Consider the following 19,768-nt stretch of genomic DNA (forward strand, 5'->3'; position numbering starts at 1 on the left):
GATTCTGAAGCACGTTATCTTTAATCTATTAAACTTCATCTCAAAAAATGTATTTTACATATCAATACATCAGCCCGGATAAAAGCAAGCAAGTACAGCGCAACACACTTTGATATAACCCGCATGAATTAGCAAAACTATGACAAAAATTGACCCGATAATAGCAGTAAAAGATGTTGAAGCCAGCTCCTTATGGTACCAGGAGCTATTTAATTTCAAGAGAATACATGGGGGAAATGAGTTTGCTGTTTTAGTATCAGAAAATGATGAAATTGTGCTCTGTCTTCACAAATGGGGAGAACATCATCATCCGACAATGACCAATCCGGACATACGTCCGGGAAACGGGTTAATACTTTACTTCAGAACAAACAATATGGAGGCCATACGAGCTAAGGTTGAAAAAGCAGGTAGTGCTATGGAAGAAGATATTCACTTAAATCCAAACTCATTAAAAAAAGAATTTTCACTCAGAGACCCGGATGGATACTATTTAATAATCACGGAGTTTCACAAATATGAAGGTTAAGCTAAATATGAATGCTTTCCGGTTTTCGGGAACTAAATCACCCGCAACGGCAGGGCAATGCTCACTGATAATCATTATTTAATATCCCTCCGTCCCTACTTTATATCTTCAATTGTACTTTTGTTTGTCGGGAAACGCTATCGATAAATAAAACAAGTACCATTTTGACTTCCTTTTTGAACTCAGCTGAGGTGATGACATTTGATAAGATCTATCATCAATATCACCATGCAGTTTTTAAGAACATCTGCCGGCTCATTGACCGGCACGACATTGCGGAAGATATCCTGCAGGAAGTATTTCTCAGCTTCTGGAACAGCCGGCAGGAACTGGATCTGGCCCAGGGAGCAGGCAATTGGCTGTTTGTGGTCAGCTATCATAAGTCCTTACAATATTTAAAAAAGGTAGCCACCGAAAAAACAAAACTGGCCGCATATCCTTCCATCCCCGATGTGATGGAAGACGATAGTGCCGACCTCCGGGAAAGCAGACTAACCCTGATTGACGAGGCGATAGAAAGTCTTTCCCCCCGCAAAAAGGAAGTGTTCCAGCTATGCCGGCTGGAGGGAAAAACAACCAATGAGGCCTCCCGTATCCTTGGGATATCACATCATACCGTAAAAGAATACTTACAGTCTTCTTCCTCCTCCATACGTTCCTATATTGCCTCCAATCAGGCGACAATACCGGTTTGGGGAGCCCTCTTCCTGACAGTGTATCTGTAAACAGGCCCGCCTGTTTTTTTGTTAACAATTCCGTAACCTCCCCCTACCCCCTCTTTTTTCCTACTTCCTGCTTTTTATACTTGAAAGACATGAAACACATCATCGCACTCATACAGAAAATAAAAGAGGGAAAAGCTACAGCAGACGATGTAGCACTCCTGGAAACGTTATTGGACCAGGAAGCGGATGCGTCCATGCGGCAATCGTTGCGTGAAGACTTTGATAAAGCGGTAATGACTGGCGAGCAGGTGCTCACGCCGGAAAAAACGGCCGGCATATTAAGGCAGCTCCATCAAAAAATGGAAGCACAACAAATGCCACCTGCAACCGTACGGCGCATACCGGTGTTTAGCAGGATACTCCCATATGCAGCAGCTGTAACGGGATTGATACTGTTGGCAGGCCTGGGCAGGATGTATTACAACAACCTGCAAAAAAATGGGCCTAACAATATGCCGGTGGCGCAGCATCTGAAATTCATACGCAACACTACCGGGAAAGCAGTCATGATCACTTTACCCGAAGGATCTCAGGTTACCATGGAACCAGGTGCAGCATTGACATTCCCGGATAATGCCGTACGAAATATTACGCTGCAGGGGAAGGCGAACTTTAATGTGAATGCCAACCAAAACCATCCATTTACCGTATACGCCGGCAATATCATCACCATAGCATTGGGCACGTTGTTCACTGTAGATGCACAGACCCCTCAGCTGGTCACCGTAAAACTGGAAACGGGTAAGGTGCTGGTGCGAACAAAAGATGGCGTTACTAAAGATGATATTTATTTGTCGCCGGGTGAGAAATTTCATTTTGATACCAACTCGCATCAGTACACAGTAGTACAAACCAGTACTACCGGGCTACTTACAGAAAAATCATCTGTTGTAAAACATGCAGTACTCATGGAGTTCAATAACGCGCCATTACATACGGTACTCAGTAAACTGCAAACTGCTTTYGGTGTAACCATTCACTATGAACACAGCGATGTGGATAGCGCGTATTTCACCGGACAAGTGTTGAAAACGGATTCACTGCGTAATATCCTGGAAGTCATTTGTCAGCTCAACAATCTGGAGCTTACGCCGGGAGAGGAAAATATGTCAATCAGGAAGATCAGATAAAATCCTCCATCTATAGTTATATCAAACTTTAACATGTGCACCCGGTGCACGTGAGGGACCATCTATTTCTAAACTTTAACTAATACCTGTCAAACAATGATCAGACTATTAAAAAGGTACTGCTGTGTGCTTTTAATGCTAATCTGTTTCTTACACGCCCACTCGCAGGATTCGAACGTCGCTGTCACCATTAGAGGTAGCGTAATGAGTGAAGGTGGACTGCCACTGCCCGGCGTATCTGTGCTGGTTAAGCAACGCAATGGCAACGAAAAACTACATGCTACCACCGATGAAAAAGGATTTTTACAGCTACCGGGAATGAGACCTGGTTTGCTGTATGATTTTACGTTTAGTTTTATCGGTTATGAAAACAACCTGCTAAATGGTTTCCAGGTAAAAAACAGCAACAGCAACCTGTTGTTGATCCGCATGAAAGAGGCCAGCAAAGGATTAAATGAGCTGGTAGTAGTAGGTTATGGTACAAGGACAAAGAAAGAACTGACAGGTGCTGTTTCCTCTCTCCGTTCATCTGATCTGAAACAACAGGCGGTGACTTCTTTTGATCAGGCACTGGCAGGTAAAATGGCCGGCATCCAGGTAATGCAAACCAATGGGGCGCCAGGTGGCAACGTATCTATCCGTGTACGGGGAGTAGGTTCCATCAGTGCTGGTAATAATCCATTGTTTGTAATAGATGGCGTACCTATTACCAATGATACCCGCAGTGCTTCTCCCGGCGTAAATAATTATCAGCAGCCTTTCAATCCGCTGGCATCTATTAACGTGAATGACATCGCCTCCATTGATGTACTGAAAGATGCGGCTTCGGCTGCCATCTATGGTTCCAGGGGATCTAACGGTGTAGTACTGATCCGTACCAAAAAAGGAGAAGCCGGTAAAATAAAGGTGAGTTATGATGGCAGTTACGGTCTGCAAAATGTAAACAAACATGTAGATGTATTGAATGCCTATGATTATGCTAAGCTGGTATATGAAGGACATAACAATGCCTATCTCGATGCCGTGCCTGGCGGTAAACCAACAGATCCCAACAGCGTAAGGCCCAGGAACCCATCTACCTGGGTTCCGCCGCAGGTACTGCCATACCTGGAAGGTAAACCCGGACTGACCAACACTGACTGGCAGAAAGAAATTTTCCGGCAGGCTCCGATGCAAAGTCACACGGTAAGCGTAGCCGGAGGAAGCGAAAGTCTTTCTTATTATTTTTCCGCCAACTATCTCAACCAGGATGGTATCGTCATCAACAACAACTACAAGCGCTATTCCAGCCGTTTCCGTATTGATGGGGGCTCCGGTAAATTCCGCTTTGGGGTGAATATGACGCCCTCTTATACAGATAACCATGTCGTAAATGCAGAAGGCCCCTGGTTTGCGCCCAATTCCGGCGTGATCGCACTGGCGCTGGGTTATGCCCCTATTTTTCCGGTACGTAATCCAGACGGCACCTTTGCGGATTCCGTAAACGTTTGGGGCTATGGACAAACCAACCAGCTGAACCCTGTTGCGGTGGCTTCCCTGATAAAAGACAGGATTAAAAATTTCCGTCTAACGGCTAACGCCTATATGGAATATGAATTCTTTCCAAATCTGAAATACAGGATCACGGCAGGCACTGATCTGAACAGCTTCCGCAGGGATTATTACCGGCCTTCTACTTTGCCTCTGCCCTCCGGCACCTTACCTTCTGTAGCCACTGGTTTCTCCAATACAGATATGTATACCAACTGGCTTACGGAACATACACTTACCTATAACAAAACTTTGGGTAAGCACAAGTTAGATGTGCTGGCCGGGTTTACTGTACAGAAAGAAAACCAGGAGCACAATACCCTTACCGCCAACAACTTCCCTACAGATATCGTGACCACCCTAAATGCAGGTCAGATCAATGCCGGCGGCTCCAGCACGGAACAGTGGAGTCTTAATTCCTGGCTGGGAAGAGCGCAGTACAGCTATGACAACAGATATTACCTGACAGCATCTATAAGACGTGACGGCTCATCGCGTTTCGGTACCAACCAAAAGTGGGCTTCCTTCCCCGCGATATCAGGTGCATGGCAGATTTCCAACGAACCATTTTTCAAAAATGTAAAATCTGTCAGCGCACTGAAGCTCAGGAGCAGCTACGGTCTTACAGGGAACTTCCAGATTCCCAACTACGGATCGCTGGCACAAATGAGCAATGTAAACAGTAACTACATCCWGGGCAATCAGGCACAGGTAAACGGCGTATCCATCACCAGTCCGGCCAATCCGGATCTTACCTGGGAAAGTATGGCCAGCTTTGACCTTGGGCTGGAACTGGGCTTGTTTAATGACCAATTAAGTTTCACCGTAGATTATTACAATGCCAACACCACGAAACTACTCCTTAATCTGCCTGTTCCCGGTGCATCCGGCTTTAGTACTTATCTCCAGAACATAGGAGCAGTTAACAATAAAGGGGTGGAAATATCAATGTCCTATAATAAAAAAATCGGGAAAGACTGGCAACTGGAAGGAAATGCAAACATTGCTTTTAACACCAATAAGGTGACCAGACTGGGACGTTCAGGCGCGCCTATCATTGCTACAGGCGGCACCGGCAATACTTACTTCATTACTAAGATTGGAGAAACCATAGGTTCTTACTATCTCTATGTGGCAGATGGTATTTACAAGGATCAGCGCGACCTGGATAATTCCGCTAAAACCAGCAATCCTACACATGTGGGCGACCTGAAATTTAAGGATATCAATGGTGATGGTAAGATAGATGCCAACGACAGGGCGATTGTTGGTAGCTCCCAGCCTAAATATATTTTTGGCTTCAGCAATACGGTCCGTTACAAAAACCTGGATCTGAGCATTTCTATACAAGGCAGCCAGGGCAATAAGATACTCAACCTCTTCCGACGCTATATCGCCAACGTAGAGGGCAATTTCAACAATCTGAGCGAGGTAAAGGATCATTACGTTTCTCCGGAAAATCCAGGCAATGGCGTGGTAAACCGTGCCAACAGGCTGGCGACCGGTGGTAATGGTATCACTTCCTCCTGGCACGTGGAAGATGGGTCTTATGTTAGAATAAGAAATATTGCACTTGGCTATAACTTCCCAACGACAATATTTAAAAGGGCCGGTATTTCATCTGCCAGGATTTATGGCGCTGTCCAAAATCCGTTCACTTTCTCCAAATATTCCTTATTCAATCCTGAGATCAGCAACCGCACGGAAAGCGCGCTTACTGCCGGGGAAGACTACGGTTCCTACCCGCTGGCCCGTACTTACATGATTGGTCTTAACGTCAATTTTTAATGCTACAAACCATGAGAAAATATAAACTTTACCTTCCGTTACTGGTACTAATTTTTGCCTCCTGCAAAAAAGAATTCCTGGATCTCAATCCCATTTCTACCATCGCACCAGGGCAGTTTTTTAAAACCGCCGGTGACGCGGTAACGGCTGTAAATGGCTGCTATGCTTCGCTCGCGCAAAGCAGTCAATACGGCGCTACCTTTGAAGTATTGATGGAAGCACGTGCCGATAATTTTACAGATCAGGATCCATCTTCCAACGCAGGACAGAACTATCAAATTAACCGCTATTCAGATAATCCCGGTAATACCAACTTCTACAATGCCTGGGTAGGTGTATATAACAGCATCTTCCGCTGCAATACGCTGTTAGCTGCTATAGATGGTATCAGCATGGATGATGCGCTAAAAAACCGTATCAAGGGAGAAGCACGTTTTATCCGGGCATTGGATTACTTTAACCTGGTGAGATTATGGGGCGCGGTGCCGTTGTTAACTACTGTTACAGATCCTGTTAATGCGGTGAACCTTAAACGTGATGACGTAGCCGCCATTTACAAACAAGTGGAAGAAGATCTCGTTTTTGCCGCTGCCAATTTGCCGGCAGCATATACAGGTACGGAGTTAGGTCGTGTTACCAACGGGGCCGCCAAAGGATTATTGGGGAAAGTATATCTCTACCAGAAAAAATATGCAGCCGCTCAAACAGTGCTGCAGGATGTCATCAATAGCAAAGTATTTATGCTATTGCCCAAAGTGGCCGACGTATTCAGCACCACCAATAAATACAATGCAGAAATATTGTTCGCGGTGCGCTATGCAAAGGGAATTGCTAACCAGGATCATGGTTTCTGGTACGCCAATTCACAAACGATCACCGTTGATACCACATTAATGAAAGCATATGATGATGGAGATCTGCGCAAGCCTTTATCGGAATCTGTCAAGCCAACTGGCAATGCCAACATTATGCCTCGTAAGTTCCTGGACGACCCCGTTAACGGCAATGCAGGCAACGACTTTCCTGTACTTCGTTTCGCGGATGTGCTGTTGATGCAGGCCGAGATTCTCAACGAGCAGGGATATAATCCTACGGGTGATGCCTTTACTTACCTGAATATGATACGTACCCGTGCCGGCCTCACTAAGCCATTAACCGCCACCGATCTGCCGGAGCAGGGTAGTTTCCGGCTTGAAGTATACAAGCAACGCCGCCTGGAGCTGCCATTTGAATGCGATCGCTGGTTTGACCTGGTACGCACCAACAGGGCCGTTTCAGAGATATTGGCGAATAAAAAAGTAACACTGCCTGCTTTTCGTCTTCTCTATCCCCTCCCGCAGCAGGAAATAGATATCATGAATAATAAAGTCACTTTCCCGCAGAATCCGGGATATGATTGAGGAAACAGCGGAAGCTTTTAATGAAAGGGGCCAAATGTAATTTTGAGCCCCTTTTTTTTAGTCCGTTTCATCCATATGAACTGTCATCTCTCACAAACTGCTACTGTAGCTGATTTACGCAAAACCCACTTCCCACTGCAAAATTTCAAACGTTTGAATAACAGATACTTTTTTCTCCATTACCATTATAATTTTCACCCTTCTTGCTGGTTAAAGTTTTCTAGTCTAACTTAAATATCTGTACGAAAATCTGAACCCAACAGGTAAGAGCACCCTGATTTTGTTACCTGCAATTTTGAATGAATGTTACCCACTGGTACCACACCAGCTATCCAATTAACCCGTAGTATTTTCTAAACCAAAATAAGTAAACATGAAAAAAGGTATTCTCCCATTAATGGCAACAGCCATCTTATTTACCGCCTGTAAAAACAATCTCAGTGACGACCTGCAGCAACCCAACAACGGCAAATCCACCCCTAAAGTCACTACCCAACTAACCGGCACATATGAAGAACAGGTGTTTTCCGGGCTTAATTTCTACAATGGATACGCCGCCAATGCTTACACAGATGCCGGTGGCGTTATTTATCTGAACAACACCGTGGCCATTAAAAAAATATCGCTGAAAGGAAAAGCCGATCCCACTGCCACCCTCAAAGGAGAACTGAGGATATATCAACAGGGAGACGGATATGACCGCGACGGGCAGATCTTCTTCATCAAAGATTCCGTGGTAAAAGCGCTATTAAACAACCAGGTAACTTTTGATGCCGCCGCCAAATCAAAAATCGATAACTATGCACCCAAAACAGGCTACCTGTATGTTACACCATTCTTCTATTGGTATCAATCTATTAAATCAGTACCATATACTTTTGACCTGAAAGACGTTGCATCACTGCTCACCGGTCAGGACTCCTGCTGGGTAGGCGTAAGCGCCTGGGGCACGCATCTCGATCAATCTGATTGGATAGGAAAAAATGAGCCGCGCTCCTTCTCTGCCGACTTCAAAATTACGGCCGATAATGGCACCATTAATACGAATCCTACTTATGTGCAGGCTGTACAGTTTGGCAGAGTAACCGATGCTACCGGCAACAATAGCCGAACCCTCACCCAAACCATCACCGTTCCCTACAACCTCAGGAATGCAAGGATTGTAGTGATGTCACAGGCGTGGGGAGCCGGCTCCGGTGGCGAAGAATATACCTACCGCACCCACAATGTAAGCTGGGACAACAGCCAGATAGGTACCTTCTCTTCCAAAGCCGCCTGTGGGCCCAATACGATGAGAAGCTATGATATATCTTCTTCTCCCCGCAACTGGTGCCCTTCCGAAATAGTAGCACCTCATACCATCAATATCACAGGTAATATCACGGCTGGTAGCAGTCACACCGTTAAGGTGGATATTGTGAATGCCAAAGCCGATGGTAATAACTACTTTAAATTATCCGTTTACGTAGCCGGAGAGAAATTCTGAGGAAATAGAAAGACAAGAGAAAAGCTAATATCACAAAAGCAGAAAAGCCGCGTAAATCCTAAGATTTATGCGGCTTTGATACTGTTTGTTTTCTTTTCTGTAATCCTCTTGGGATCACCATCTATCTTCGTATATGCTTTATCGTATCACCCAAAAGCATATGCGATTATGGCTTCAATGTAAGAATGGTATTGAACCTTCTCCAGTTGGCAGGGTTACCACCGCTATAGTAATAATAATTCAATGTAAACCGCTTGTTCACCGGATCATAAGTGGATGCCGGCGTTGCTTCCTGTTGTATGGCTACTGCAGCATCAGGGTCGCTGGAAATGGTCACGGTGTTATCATTGTTCACCGTGATAAAGTAGGTGATCCCGGCATTATTGAAATACCAGTATCCGGCGGTAGCCTTCAACTTGTTCGGTCCCACGGTGATCAGATCCTGCACATAATCTGCCGGACAGGTCTGTAACCCGGCGGACGCATGATTGATCGTGCCACTTTCGGTATAACTACCTTCCCACTTGTTTACAACTGGCAGCGGGGAAATCGATACCACCCAGTTTTTTTTATCACCATTCGCCGCCATCACCTCATACTGCGCAGGCTGTGTAAAATCTCCGGGCTTTCCCAGGGCTGGTGAAGATCCAATCGGGCTTATAATGGCCGCTTCCGGAATATTCGCATAGCCCCATATTTTGCTCAGTGTTACCTTGGGCTTCTCGTTTCGCGGAAAACCCGCAGGGAAAGATGGATTTACATACACCGTGTCTTTGGAGATCGTTACTACCCTGCTTAACTGCACCGTCTTCGCCAGGATACGCGTATTTTCCTGTGGTGTACCCTTGTTATCAACAACGGTATCAATATACTTGTAGTACAGGTTAAAATCGCTGATGTTATTTAAAGAAGAATTATTCATCTCCGGTAAGTCCTTCTTCAAACAGGAGGCCATCACCAGTGAACCAAGTGCTATGATAATAAAATTGAGATATTTGCTTTTCATACTAAACGAGATTGAATTGATTAAAATACCCTACCAACCGGCATTCTGGGTGAGGATCGGAAGTGCCACGATTTTGGATTGCGGCACCGGGAACAGGTAACGCTTAGGCGTAAATTTCAGCGGCTGTCCGTTCTGTTCGTTCATCTCAAATACCTGGTAGCTTTTGCCATCTGAACTAATCGCTATACCATGCTCTTTACCATTCAGCTCCGGTATGGCTACACCCGTATTTTCATAACCTTGTTTCAAGCCGCCGGTCAGCTGCATACCCCATCTTAGTAATGACCAGTAACGGTCACCTGTTTCGAGAATCATCTCTATATGTCGCTCTCTTCTGTAATCATTCCACAGGTCTTCATTGGAAGAAGTAATACTATTTTTAAATCCACCATGTACCTGGTAGGTTTTGGTGAGATAGGTACGCGCAGCGCCTTCATCACCCAAACGGATACACGCTTCTGCGTAGTTCAGGTAAGATTCTCCCAAACGTAGCACGCTGTAACAAAAATCAGTAGGATCGGAATACCAGAGCTTTTTAGCCTGGTACAGGTACTTTGCAAACAGGTAGCCTGTCACCGATGCACCACCATTGATGTTGCCGCCGTTCAGCGGCTGCACATTCGAAGAGACGTTACCATCTGCTCTCAGGTAGGCCCAGTTACCAAAATATTTAGAACTGTCGCAAACGATAGAAGCATAGAATCTGCTATCCCTGTTCTTATACATCTTCTCGTAAGCACTTCCGCCAGTCTGGATATAAGTGGTTTGGTTCCATTTCTTTTCTTTCCCATCAACATCTGTTACCAGGTAGTCGTCTACCAGGTCCTGTGTGGGAGCATAATTCATCCATCCCTCTATGGATTCTTTCAAAGGAAATTTCTGCATGGCTGCTGCCGTGAGTTTAGAGGCCAGCATATCACTGTTGCATACCAGCGACTGCATAGGTGTACTGGAAAAACTGGTGTTGGTGTTTTTCATCTCAAATACCAGGATATTTTCCGGAGAAGCTATTGCAGTGCTATAAGCATTGAAGAGATTGGAATAACTGTCCAGGTTGTACTGCGCCAGCGCAAACAACTTATCTCCTGCCGCTCTTACAGCGGTATAATAACTTTTGTCGTTCAGGTAGGCACCGGCCTGCAAGGCAACTCTCATCTTCAGTGCATAGGCGGCCCCTTTTGCAGCCCGTCCTCTCTCATTGGTCTGCGGCAGCAAATTGACAGCGGCATCCAGGTCACTCAAAATGAAATCATAGGTTTCTTTCAGGGAAGAACGGCCTATGTTGAAATCACTTTCGACCGTCAGCACATCCTTTACGAGCTGCACACCACCAAAACGGAACGCCAGGTTGGAATAGATAGCCGCGCGCAGGAAATAGGCTTCGCCCATAAATGTATTTTTTTGTGGAGCAGTGAAAGGAGAAGCCGGTATATTTTTCAACACCATGTTCACGCGGCGTATATTATCGAATGCGCCCCAGCCCTCATCAGCGTTCCGGTCTATCTGCTCTGTTTTCTCTGAGGTATGGCCGCCGCCCCACGGGTGGTTCCGGATACTCTTAGTACTGGCGTCATAGTCCCAGGAAAAAATATATCCCATACAATTGGAATAACATTCATACATATAGCCTTGCGCCAGGCCATAGTTACTCCACACATCACTTCCGGTATATGTATTCAGCGGCTTGGTATCCATCACCTTCGTACAGGAGGTGAAGGTCAGGAAACACGCTATGGTTAGTATGATATAGTATCTCATTTTTCAGACTTATTTAATGCATTAAATTACTTAGAACCCTACCCGGATACCCACTGAATAAGTTTTGTTGACCGGATAAAAAAAGTTGTTGTTGTCTGCCAGTTCCGGATCAAAATATTTTTTTACCGGGGAAAAGGTTAACAGGTTGTTACCGCTTGCAAAGGCCGACAGTTCAGTGAATGGGCTTGTTTTCCTCAACAACTGCCTGAAATTGTACGACAACGTCACACTTTTTAATCTTACAAAGCGTGCATCTTTTAACCAGAAAGTGTTGGATGAATAATTATTGCCGGAGTTCATGGAGCTGTTTCCAGCTCTTGGGAAATCAGCGCTCTTATTGTCCGCAAGCCAGTAATTCTTCTGGAAATCGAAATTGATCCTATTCAAACCTTCTCCACCTTGCAGATAACCACCAAGATATACATTGCGTGTTCCGGAACCCTGGATGAGTGCATCGAACCGAAGCCCCTTATATTCCAGTCCGAACGGAATACCGAAGGTAAAACGGGGAGAAGAAGACTTGCCTAACCGGCGGAAATCCTGCGCGTCTATTTTACCATCACCGTTGGTATCTTCCAGCCATACATCTCCGAGGCCCAATGCGGACGAAGTAAGACGACTGGGGTTATTGAGGATATCATCAAAATTCTGGTACAACCCATGGGAACTGTACATGGCGCCGCTATAGTCCTGGTTTACGCCCTGGCTACGTGTATAAGGGTTGGTCAAAGAAGCACTGTCTTCATTTGTTCTTTCCCAGAGATAATTGAAATAGGTAACATTCACGCCCACATAACCTTTCAGGTTTGTGTTGATATTGAAATTATAATTGAGGGAAGCGTCAATACCTTCTTTGCGGGTAGCAGCATCTGTTAGCACCTGCGGTAAACTCTGGCCCAGCGGATCGGTATAACGGTAGGCCGGACTGCCCAGGATGTTGGTAGTGCGGGTATAGAAATAATCAATATTACCGCTCAGCTTTTTCTTCAGGCTTTCAAACTCAATACCGAAGTCGCGTGACCTGGTGGAAAACCAGGTAATATTCTGGTTGCCAACGGTGAGTCCTCCTTCAAAATAACCATTCTGCAGGTTGCCATTGGCTACATAAGTCTGCGTATGTACGCCATACTGTGGCAGATAGGCATACTTTGTTCCTCCTATGGAGCCTACCTTTCCGTAGGAACCTCTTAATTTGAAATAGGAAAATACATTATCCAGATGGGCGTTTTCGTAGAATTGTTCCTTCGAGATGATCCATCCTGCACTTACTGACGGGAAAAAACCGAAACGCTTGGATGGAGGAAAATAATCAGAACCATCATAACGACCGGCAAATTCCAGCAAATATTTTTTCGCATAATCGTATTTGATTCTTCCTACATAACCTACTTCTCCCCATTCACTCGCAGAACCATCATTTACTTGTGTGGCTGCATCGCCCGCAAACATCTGGTCAACAGCGGTTGAAACGAAATTTTTCCTTTGGGCACTGAACCATTTATTATTTCCACCTCTTGTAACTGATACCAGTGTGGCACCCAATGTATGCTCACCGAAGTTGGTATTGTAATCGGCCTGGAACTCCACGTTATAAGCGCGGGAATTGCTGTTGGCCTGCGTCAGAGTAGGACTTGGCGTAGGGTAGATCGTTCCGTCTGCATTGTACTGTGTTGCCAGTACATTAAATGTTTTACCTGGATTGGAGCTGAAAACATAATCACCCAGCGCTTTTAATGTCAATCCTTTTACCCAGGGTACATTCCAGGTAAAGGTCAGGTTACCATCATTAAAAAATGTTTCGGACCTGCTGTAACCCGGTGAATTGATTTCCGCCAGCGGATGATCCACCAGTGGCGCCAGGCTTCCATCTTTATTATATGCCTGTTCCAGCGGACTTTTGGCAACTATATGACTGAAAATGGTACCGGAACCTGCCGGAGGTTGTGTGCTATAAGTGTAATATCCATTCAGTCCAAGCGCAATGGTAAGCCCCGTTGCATCGAAAGTAGTACTGAGTTTGGTATTATACGAAAAACGTTGCACGCGGAAAGAGTTATTGACATAGTTGCTTCCCTGCTCGAAATATCCCAACCCTGCATAATACTTGGTTTCTTTTGTGCCACCGCTTACAGACAGGTTATGATTCTGCTGGCGCGCATATTTGCGGAAACTTAATCCGTACCAGTCGGTATTGGGATAAGTATCCGGATCCGTACCATTTTTTATTTTGTCCAGTTGCTCCGGTGTGTAAACGGAGTTTTTGCCGTTACCCGCCGCTTCCCCAATGGCATTAGCCACCAGTGCTTTATCCGTACTGTTGATCAGCTTGGGAAACAGACTGGGGGTATTCCATGCAGTATTATTGGAATAAGAAAATCTTGGTTTACCGGTTTGCCCGCTCTTGGTGGTCACCTGCACGATACCTGCAGAAGCCTTGGCTCCATAAACAGCTGTAGCAGCGGCATCTTTTAGGAAGCTGACACTTTCGATATCATTCATGTTCAACGCTACAAATGCATTCTGGTCACGGATGATGCCATCAATTACATACAATGGCGTGCTTTGCCCGATCAGCGGCTCTCCACCCCTTATCGTCATTGAAGGTACACTACCGGGTTCTCCACCGCTGAAGTTTACTACCACACCCGCTGCGCGACCTGCCAGCGCAGATTGAATATCCGTATAGGGGGCATTTTTGAAATTGTCTGTTTTAACCGTAGTGATGGAGCTGGTCAGCGTTTGTTTGGACTGTTTGCCATAACCCACTACGATGATTTCATCTACCTTACTGGCGGACAATTTCATCGAGATATTAATTTCCCTGCGCCCATCTACCGCAATCACCTGCTCTTCATACCCCACAAAGGACACCAACAGCTGATCACCCGGTTCTACCGTGAGCGTAAAGGCGCCCTGCCCATCGGAAGCAACCGCTTTATTCTTCCCTTTCACACGGATAGATGCACCCGGCAACGGGCTTCCTTTTTCATCCGTAATAATACCTTTGACGATGATCGGCACCATTGCCGGAGACAGCTCCGCTGACACTTCCTCCATTTGTTTGATCACCACGGTTTTGCCAACAATAACATAACTAAGCGCCAGATCCTTCAAACAGGCATCCAGCGCTGCCTTCAGGGAGGCGTCCTGTATATTGGCCGTTATCTTTCCCCTGTTTTTCAGTAAGCGGTCGTTACTGAAAACCTGGTAACCACTCTGCCGGGTGATTTCCCTGAACACTTTTGTTAAGGATGCATCTTTTACATGCAACGTAATGTTCTGACCAAATCCCGTGGCTGACGCCTGTAAACAGGCTGTTAATAAAAGGAGACTTGTTACTTTCATAACTAAGAGGATGCTGGTTGATTGTCGGAAGCAATTCGCCTTCCATCTGCTAACGAGGAATTGCCTATGAAATCTTAATTTCATAACTTCATGAAGTTTAGGTTGATAAAAAACAATTGGTTTATTGTGAACTATACGGCCTGAACTATCCGCCGGCAGTGGTGGAACACTGCCGGTTTCTTTTTTATTCAGTCTGTTTTTTTAAGGATTGATTAATACTGTTTTTCCTTTTATGGTGGCTGCAACACCACTGTAATCAAGTATTTTCAGGAACTCTGACAAACTTGCATCAGTAGAAAGAGAGCCGGTAAAATGTTCATGAGGTATGCCATTAGGATATTGTACGGTAATATTATACCAGCGTGCCGCCTGCCGCATCATTATTTGAATATCTGTTGCATCAAATACAAACAGCCCCTCTTTCCATGCCAATACATCATCTACGTCCACGTGTTTCAATACCGTCAGGGAACTGGCTACGCGCGCCTGCTCTCCGGGTGAAAGCGCCACAGACTGCCGCGATCGTCCTCCGGAAACCCTTACTGCGCCGGATATCAGCGTAACACGAATTTCTGGCTCATCACCATAGGCATTGACATTAAAATGTGTGCCTAATACCTGTACCTCCAGGCCCTTATCCGGGCGGGCCACTACAAAAGGAACTGCCGGATTTGAAGCCACCTCGAAATAACCTTCTCCATCAATAACCACTCTTCTTTCTTTACCCGAAAACGAAGTGGGATAAGTAATCGATGAGGCGGCATTCAGCCACACCCTGGTACCATCAGCCAGCATCACAGACATTGCCCTGCTGCCGGCCGGAATAGTAAGCGTATTATACTGCGTTTCCTGCGTGTGCCCGTTGGCGATGTATACAATTTGTCCACTGTCATTCTTTACAATATTTGTCGCCGCCTGGCTGGCAAGCAGCCCGTTTTCTGCACTGTCGAGCAGTATTTGTTTGCCGCCGGCCAATGTCAGCACGGCATGCACAGCGGATGGAGCGGGAATATCTTTCGCCCGCTTTTCCACAGCAGCCATACTTTTCGGATGCCGGCTACTGTTTACAAAAATGGCGGTCAGCCCCCCCATCAGCAGCAATGCCGCTGCAGCTGCAGCCCACCAACGGGGCCTGCGACGCTGTTTGACTTTTTCAGCAGCCATCTGAACCTGTAAACGCTGCCATGTTTCAGCGCCAAACTCCTCCTCAGTACCGGATGTCAGGATCACTTCTGCATCCCCCGCATTTACCTCGTCATACCAGGTATGCAGTTGAATGATTTCGGCTTCGCTGGCAGTACCATCAAAATACTTCCGGGCAATCAGTTTTATGGCTTCTTTACTAAGATGCATAAGTCCTGGTTTTTCATTTATACAGGGTAATACTTAGAATAGATACATGTGCCGGAAGTTTGTACGCAGCAAACAGCAATTTTTTTTGGAGAAATATAAAAGGGAGAAGAAAAATGGGTTGCCGGGGTCTGTCATCAGGAGAACAATTCCCATGCGGCATATAAAGCAGAGAAGACAAATACCGCTGTGCGCAAGGCCCGCAGCTTATTACGCATGATATTCATAACCTGACTTATGTAGCGCTCCGCAGTACGTGGTGATACACCCAGCCGCTGCGCTACCTCTTCAATCGGCTTGTCCAGTAATTTATGATGGATAAATATGATGCTGAATTTCTCCGGCAGGTCGCCGGCATATTTCACGAGTATATCAAGTAGTTGTTTGTTGTCCAAATCAAACTCAAGTGCTTTTCCCTCCATACCTGCAATACCGGCGTGCACTTCGTGCAGGGCCTGCCTCCGGTGCTCGTCAGCCAGATAACGGTATACAGCATGTCTTGTCATAGCCGCCAGGTAGTTTGGCAGGGAAGCTATAGTAAGCCGTTCCCGCTTATTCCAAAGATTCAGAAATACACGTTGGATAACTTCTCTTGCCGTTTCTGTATCACGCAGACGTTTGTGCGCAATAAAAAGCAGCCGTTTCCAGTACCTGTTGTAAATTTCATTAAACGCCTTCTCATCGCCACCGGCCAGCAACCGCGACAACTGATCATCTGTGTAGCTTGAATACATTTAATAAGAGATATCTGATATAGAGAAACATGTGCTTTGCCTCCCACTGTATAATATAACGTGTACTTTTCCGGATAATCTATTCCCTTCTTTCCCGATTTTAGTAAAAATCACATTTAAAGCTCACATTAATTCCCATCGCTTCCTAATATTATTTTCGCTCTTTATTATGCTTTTTGCACGACAAAGTATAATTACAGGTTTTCTCAGGTGCAAAATAGGCCGGGATGAAAGTTATGATGCGGAGGTAGCATCATCAACAATAATGTTTAGCCGACAAAATCAGGAGATGATCCTGGCGGTACAGCTATCTAACTACTTTGTCCATAGTAGAATTATCATCCCTGAAAAATACCACGGAGATACTGTAATGTAATTACAAAAAATGAAGCTGGTACCCGAAGTGCCCATGCACCCGCATTTACCATTCTCAAATCCCCTTCGAACTATCTTTGAATATCATACAATTCTCATGGCATTAGCTTTAGCTAATCTTCCATCTGTCGCCCAAACAGGTTCCCTGAATTGTGTTATATTTATAGTAATCAAAATAATCTCCCATGGCAAAACAAATGTCTGTCATTCCCTTTACGGGAAAACTCGGCCCTCTCATCGGGTATAAGCGCAATGGCCAATACTTCCTGCGCTCCATGCCTCAAAGAGTACGGCAAACGGCTGCTACCCGCCGCGCATCCAGGCGCTTTGGCATCGCCAGCAGGAAAGGCGCTTTTATCCGGCATGCTTTCTACGGCAATCTGGATATCCATTGTGACAGTGCCCACATCAATCGGCTCAACAGGCTGCTCATTGCTGCCGGCGATCATCACGCCGCCATAACGGGCTTCCGCTTCAACCAGCATACCGGCGTAGATCGTTTCTTTACGGTGGCTCCACGGCTATGCAATAACGGGGTATTAAATATCCCCGCACAAACCATCGCCGGGCATAAAGGTATGGCTGCCCTGGAAGTAAAAGTAATCGCAACCCGTATCGATTTTACATCTCGTCAGGTGGTGGCTAGCGAAACGGTTACACTCGTGATAGCCCCCGATACCACTTTCCAGGAAACAAATGTTTCGCTGGATGTACCTGGGAAAGGTTCACTGGTAGTAGTTTTCCAGGTAAGAGCCATGTACAGCGATGGCCCATCAGGCAACAGGCAATACATGGCCGCCGATATTATCGCGGTAGCAGCGCCACAGGTATCCAAATATGCTAAAAAACGTACTTATCCCAAGCGGACAAGATTGCTTCCCGGCCTTACCTATACACACGCATATCCAGCTGTCATTCAACTGGAATAAAGCGCTCTTGCCTCCCGGAGATATTTTGATGAATAAACCTTTTATACCTACCTCCTTTGAATAATATATTTCTTTCCGCAGCTACAGCCAGGCACTGAAGCAGCTCTTCTATAGCCAGTTCTCACCTCTCTCCATTTGTTGATTCAATTTAATCGGGACTATACACCCAAACGTCACTCCTGCATCAAGTCCACCTCTAATGCGCTGTTACTATAGGTACATAGCGGGTGCTAAGCATATGCTCAACGGCATCTACATAATGGAAAGGTAATGCGGACTAATAATAGGAGTTCTCAATGCGCTATATCTTAAAAAAGTATTCACCGGATCATAAGTGCATACAGGCGCTACTTCCTGTTCCATTGCCCTGTGTTTAAAAACTTGTATATCCGAATTTTTATCCTTCCGGGTTAGCTTACTTTAGACCGGATTGTTAAGAATTTGTAACCTGTTTAGGCAAACGAAAAAGCTTTGCTAAATTAGCACTCAAAAAAAACTACCATCGGGTATAGCTACTAAACTTTTTTTCATTACCAGAGGCTACAGGGATATACTGCCAACAATATCACTTTTGTGTAATTTCATCAACATACGCATACATATAAATGCTAATTATCTGACCTTTAAGCAAATCAAATCATACTAATCCTTTTTAAAACAGTATTATCCATGAGCCAACAACACCCTAATCTTGAGATTATCGGTAAATTTTTTGAAGCTTATAGCAAGTTTGACGCGGAAGCCATGAAAGAAGTTGTAGCAGAAGACGTTAAATGGACAATCCCCGGGCATCACCCCATGAGCGGTACTAAAGTAGGTATTACTGAAGTGCTGGCCTACTTCTCAAAACTAAGCGAATCCGGATTCAAGGCTGATCCTATTGTATTAGGCGTAAATGATAACTATGTGATTGACTGCCACCGCGGCTGGAGTAATCGGGAAGACGGCAACAACGTAGATATGTTTTGGTGCCTGCTGTGGAAAATCAAAGATGGCAAAATTGTGGAGGTGGTAAATTTCGCAGCAGATCAGCATGAAGCTGACCGCTTCTTTTACAAGGCATACCAACTGAAGCCTATCCAGGAAAGAATGGCATGAGCCTATGAAGTAATAGGCAACACCTGGTTTATTCTTGTATCGGTTTTATTTCATAAAACCATTTACGGATAAGCCGCTAGGGTATGCTAACGCCAAATTTGTTTTATAATCTACCTTTTATTGTAAAAACAGAAAAGCCGCTTAAATCCCGTGATTTAGGCGGCTTTAATTTTCTTTGATAATCTGATGGTGATCCCTATGGTACAGCGATCAAACTTTCTTCCCATTAGCTTTAATAACCTCTGGAATCTTTTCAGCTGTTTCATCTGGAATTGAAGCTTATTTAATAAGCTTAACCATAAATAAAGCTTATATTAAGAATAGATTTTTGCAAAGCAAAAATAGTCATTAGCATAAACTGTATATGCGTAGTATTAAAAAATCTTTGGTAAGTAACCCACTAAAATGCCAAGACGAACAAAGTAACTATGCTGATTTTGACTTATCCCCTTTTCCATTTGAGACGGGTCATTTAAATCCCGTTTCTAAGTTATTTTCATTAACATCTGTCTGCCCTCTGAGTATCGGTCATTTTTGATGACGGCAACTAAAAACTGAGCTAATTAGAACATAATTTTGACACAG

At 45.1% G+C, this 19,768-nt stretch carries 13 protein-coding genes; 8 read left to right on the forward strand and 5 right to left on the reverse strand.

Annotation, left to right across the window (positions count from 1 at the left end):
* The first annotated feature begins 139 nt into the window (after positions 1-139).
* The 6 genes from AB4Z08_RS18175 (at position 140) to AB4Z08_RS18200 (ending at position 8,588) form a co-directional block, all read left to right on the forward strand.
* Complete coding sequence (locus AB4Z08_RS18175; protein ID WP_441575185.1) at positions 140-529, forward strand: VOC family protein; 390 nt, start codon at positions 140-142, stop codon at positions 527-529.
* A gap of 164 nt (positions 530-693) precedes the next feature.
* Positions 694-1,254 carry an RNA polymerase sigma factor gene (locus AB4Z08_RS18180; RefSeq protein ID WP_441575186.1) on the forward strand — a complete coding sequence of 187 codons (561 nt, stop codon included), beginning with the start codon at positions 694-696 and terminating at the stop codon, positions 1,252-1,254.
* A gap of 89 nt (positions 1,255-1,343) precedes the next feature.
* On the forward strand, positions 1,344-2,384 hold the full coding sequence (locus AB4Z08_RS18185; protein WP_441575187.1) for a FecR family protein: 1,041 nt from the start codon (positions 1,344-1,346) through the stop codon (positions 2,382-2,384).
* 135 nt (positions 2,385-2,519) lie between these two features.
* Positions 2,520-5,702, forward strand: coding sequence for a SusC/RagA family TonB-linked outer membrane protein (locus tag AB4Z08_RS18190; RefSeq protein ID WP_441575474.1), 3,183 nt, complete (start codon positions 2,520-2,522; stop codon positions 5,700-5,702).
* A gap of 11 nt (positions 5,703-5,713) precedes the next feature.
* Positions 5,714-7,102 (forward strand): RagB/SusD family nutrient uptake outer membrane protein, encoded by a 1,389-nt coding sequence (locus AB4Z08_RS18195; protein ID WP_441575188.1) that lies wholly within the window; start codon positions 5,714-5,716, stop codon positions 7,100-7,102.
* A gap of 373 nt (positions 7,103-7,475) precedes the next feature.
* Entirely contained in the window at positions 7,476-8,588 is a 1,113-nt protein-coding gene (locus AB4Z08_RS18200; protein ID WP_441575189.1) for a peptide-N-glycosidase F-related protein, read from the forward strand.
* A 166-nt stretch (positions 8,589-8,754) separates the two neighbouring features.
* On the opposite strand, the gene AB4Z08_RS18205 is transcribed toward AB4Z08_RS18200, so the two are convergent.
* From AB4Z08_RS18205 to AB4Z08_RS18225, 5 genes are all read right to left on the reverse strand, one after another.
* A complete protein-coding gene (locus tag AB4Z08_RS18205) occupies positions 8,755-9,594 on the reverse strand; it encodes a DUF5018-related domain-containing protein (protein ID WP_441575190.1) in 840 nt (279 codons plus the stop codon).
* 30 nt (positions 9,595-9,624) lie between these two features.
* Entirely contained in the window at positions 9,625-11,352 is a 1,728-nt protein-coding gene (locus AB4Z08_RS18210) for a RagB/SusD family nutrient uptake outer membrane protein (RefSeq protein WP_441575191.1), read from the reverse strand.
* A 30-nt stretch (positions 11,353-11,382) separates the two neighbouring features.
* Complete coding sequence (locus AB4Z08_RS18215) at positions 11,383-14,697, reverse strand: TonB-dependent receptor (protein ID WP_441575192.1); 3,315 nt, start codon at positions 14,695-14,697, stop codon at positions 11,383-11,385.
* A 201-nt stretch (positions 14,698-14,898) separates the two neighbouring features.
* A complete protein-coding gene (locus AB4Z08_RS18220) occupies positions 14,899-16,050 on the reverse strand; it encodes a FecR family protein (protein ID WP_441575193.1) in 1,152 nt (383 codons plus the stop codon).
* Between the two features lie 134 nt (positions 16,051-16,184).
* Positions 16,185-16,781: an RNA polymerase sigma factor gene (locus tag AB4Z08_RS18225; RefSeq protein WP_441575194.1), complete on the reverse strand. Its 597-nt coding sequence runs from the start codon at positions 16,779-16,781 to the stop codon at positions 16,185-16,187.
* Positions 16,782-17,341: 560 nt separating this feature from the next.
* Between AB4Z08_RS18225 and AB4Z08_RS18230 the strand changes: the two genes are divergently transcribed.
* Entirely contained in the window at positions 17,342-18,085 is a 744-nt protein-coding gene (locus AB4Z08_RS18230; protein ID WP_441575195.1) for a hypothetical protein, read from the forward strand.
* Between the two features lie 669 nt (positions 18,086-18,754).
* On the forward strand, positions 18,755-19,183 hold the full coding sequence (locus AB4Z08_RS18235) for a nuclear transport factor 2 family protein (RefSeq protein WP_441575196.1): 429 nt from the start codon (positions 18,755-18,757) through the stop codon (positions 19,181-19,183).
* The last annotated feature ends 585 nt before the right edge of the window (positions 19,184-19,768 follow it).

It is taken from the genome of Chitinophaga sp. RAB17 (assembly GCF_052114225.1).
Taxonomy (GTDB): Bacteria; Bacteroidota; Bacteroidia; order Chitinophagales; family Chitinophagaceae; genus Chitinophaga.

Excerpts from the sequence above, each read along its gene's own strand:
- AB4Z08_RS18175 (WP_441575185.1), top strand. The coding sequence starts at position 140 with ATGACAAAAATTGACCCGATAATAGCAGTAAAAGATGTTGAAGCCAGC.
- AB4Z08_RS18195 (WP_441575188.1), top strand. The coding sequence starts at position 5,714 with ATGAGAAAATATAAACTTTACCTTCCGTTACTGGTACTAATTTTTGCC.
- AB4Z08_RS18200 (WP_441575189.1), top strand. The coding sequence starts at position 7,476 with ATGAAAAAAGGTATTCTCCCATTAATGGCAACAGCCATCTTATTTACC.
- AB4Z08_RS18205 (WP_441575190.1), bottom strand. The coding sequence starts at position 9,594 with ATGAAAAGCAAATATCTCAATTTTATTATCATAGCACTTGGTTCACTG.
- AB4Z08_RS18210 (WP_441575191.1), bottom strand. The coding sequence starts at position 11,352 with ATGAGATACTATATCATACTAACCATAGCGTGTTTCCTGACCTTCACC.
- AB4Z08_RS18215 (WP_441575192.1), bottom strand. The coding sequence starts at position 14,697 with ATGAAAGTAACAAGTCTCCTTTTATTAACAGCCTGTTTACAGGCGTCA.
- AB4Z08_RS18220 (WP_441575193.1), bottom strand. The coding sequence starts at position 16,050 with ATGCATCTTAGTAAAGAAGCCATAAAACTGATTGCCCGGAAGTATTTT.
- AB4Z08_RS18225 (WP_441575194.1), bottom strand. The coding sequence starts at position 16,781 with ATGTATTCAAGCTACACAGATGATCAGTTGTCGCGGTTGCTGGCCGGT.
- AB4Z08_RS18230 (WP_441575195.1), top strand. The coding sequence starts at position 17,342 with ATGGCAAAACAAATGTCTGTCATTCCCTTTACGGGAAAACTCGGCCCT.
- AB4Z08_RS18235 (WP_441575196.1), top strand. The coding sequence starts at position 18,755 with ATGAGCCAACAACACCCTAATCTTGAGATTATCGGTAAATTTTTTGAA.